Annotated in this window: 3 rRNA genes (2 of these 3 running past the window's edge); all 3 read left to right on the forward strand. The window is 51.3% G+C overall.

What is annotated here, in order from left to right:
* Positions 1-1035 (forward strand): 23S ribosomal RNA (locus AC5O5R_RS00600); it begins 1857 nt to the left of the window's first position.
* A 143-nt stretch (positions 1036-1178) separates the two neighbouring features.
* Positions 1179-1294, forward strand: a 5S ribosomal RNA gene (gene rrf, locus AC5O5R_RS00605).
* Positions 1295-1741: 447 nt separating this feature from the next.
* Positions 1742-2500 (forward strand): 16S ribosomal RNA (locus AC5O5R_RS00610); it runs 778 nt beyond the window's last position.

A 2500-nucleotide genomic window follows, 5' to 3' on the forward strand; every position in this document is an offset into this window, starting at 1 on the left:
CAAGCGAAGCTCTTGATCGAAGCCCCGGTAAACGGCGGCCGTAACTATAACGGTCCTAAGGTAGCGAAATTCCTTGTCGGGTAAGTTCCGACCTGCACGAATGGCGTAACGATGGCGGCGCTGTCTCCACCCGAGACTCAGTGAAATTGAAATCGCTGTGAAGATGCAGTGTATCCGCGGCTAGACGGAAAGACCCCGTGAACCTTTACTATAGCTTTGCACTGGACTTTGAATTTGCTTGTGTAGGATAGGTGGGAGGCTTTGAAGTGGGGACGCCAGTTCTCATGGAGCCATCCTTGAAATACCACCCTGGCAACTTTGAGGTTCTAACTCAGGTCCGTTATCCGGATCGAGGACAGTGTATGGTGGGTAGTTTGACTGGGGCGGTCTCCTCCCAAAGAGTAACGGAGGAGTACGAAGGTGCGCTCAGACCGGTCGGAAATCGGTCGTAGAGTATAAAGGCAAAAGCGCGCTTGACTGCGAGACACACACGTCGAGCAGGTACGAAAGTAGGTCTTAGTGATCCGGTGGTTCTGTATGGAAGGGCCATCGCTCAACGGATAAAAGGTACTCCGGGGATAACAGGCTGATACCGCCCAAGAGTTCATATCGACGGCGGTGTTTGGCACCTCGATGTCGGCTCATCACATCCTGGGGCTGAAGCCGGTCCCAAGGGTATGGCTGTTCGCCATTTAAAGTGGTACGCGAGCTGGGTTTAGAACGTCGTGAGACAGTTCGGTCCCTATCTGCCGTGGACGTTTGAGATTTGAGAGGGGCTGCTCCTAGTACGAGAGGACCGGAGTGGACGAACCTCTGGTGTTCCGGTTGTCACGCCAGTGGCATTGCCGGGTAGCTATGTTCGGAAGAGATAACCGCTGAAAGCATCTAAGCGGGAAACTTGCCTCAAGATGAGATCTCACTGGGATCTAGAATCCCCTGAAGGGCCGTCGAAGACTACGACGTTGATAGGTTGGGTGTGTAAGCGCTGTGAGGCGTTGAGCTAACCAATACTAATTGCCCGTGAGGCTTGACCATATAACACCCAAGCAATTTGCTCATGCAGATTGCGGTGGTGAAGATGACACGAACCGAAAGTTCGCACTGTTCACAAAGCATCACAAACATCACATATCCGAATTCGCTGGGCTGTCCATCTGGACATTCTGGCTACAGAATTTCTTGACGACCATAGAGCATTGGAACCACCTGATCCCATCCCGAACTCAGTAGTGAAACGATGCATCGCCGATGGTAGTGTGGGGTCTCCCCATGTGAGAGTAGGTCATCGTCAAGATTCATTTCGCAAAACCCCTATCTGCGCATGCAGGTAGGGGTTTTGTCTTTAAGTAGAAGCTCATGCTTCTCCTGGTAGGCTTAACAGCCAGCCGGTGGTAGTAAAAGGTGGTTGACAGCGTTTTTGAATGCTGTATTATTCACCTCCCGCGACGAGAGATCGAAGCGAGTTAAGTGTTTGAAGCTAAACGAGTTTCTCGGAAAAAACTTCAAAATAAACGCTTGACAGGCTCTGAGGAAAGCGTAGAATGCGCGCCTCGGTTGAGACGAAAAGCTCTTAACCAACCGCTCTTTAACAAATTGAATCAAGCAATTCGTGTGGGTGCTTGTGAGTACGGACTGATAGTCAAAAAGATTATCAGCATCACAAGTGACCATGCGAGAAATCACATAGTCATTTGAGATTGCTGAGCCAAGTTTAGGGTTTCTTAAAAACCCAAGCAGTATTGAACTGAAGAGTTTGATCATGGCTCAGATTGAACGCTGGCGGCAGGCCTAACACATGCAAGTCGAGCGGATGACGGGAGCTTGCTCCTGGATTCAGCGGCGGACGGGTGAGTAATGCCTAGGAATCTGCCTGGTAGTGGGGGACAACGTTTCGAAAGGAACGCTAATACCGCATACGTCCTACGGGAGAAAGCAGGGGACCTTCGGGCCTTGCGCTATCAGATGAGCCTAGGTCGGATTAGCTAGTTGGTGGGGTAATGGCTCACCAAGGCGACGATCCGTAACTGGTCTGAGAGGATGATCAGTCACACTGGAACTGAGACACGGTCCAGACTCCTACGGGAGGCAGCAGTGGGGAATATTGGACAATGGGCGAAAGCCTGATCCAGCCATGCCGCGTGTGTGAAGAAGGTCTTCGGATTGTAAAGCACTTTAAGTTGGGAGGAAGGGCAGTAAGCGAATACCTTGCTGTTTTGACGTTACCGACAGAATAAGCACCGGCTAACTCTGTGCCAGCAGCCGCGGTAATACAGAGGGTGCAAGCGTTAATCGGAATTACTGGGCGTAAAGCGCGCGTAGGTGGTTTGTTAAGTTGGATGTGAAAGCCCCGGGCTCAACCTGGGAACTGCATCCAAAACTGGCAAGCTAGAGTACGGTAGAGGGTGGTGGAATTTCCTGTGTAGCGGTGAAATGCGTAGATATAGGAAGGAACACCAGTGGCGAAGGCGACCACCTGGACTGATACTGACACTGAGGTGCG

The organism is Pseudomonas sp. 8_5_2 (genome assembly GCF_059295255.1).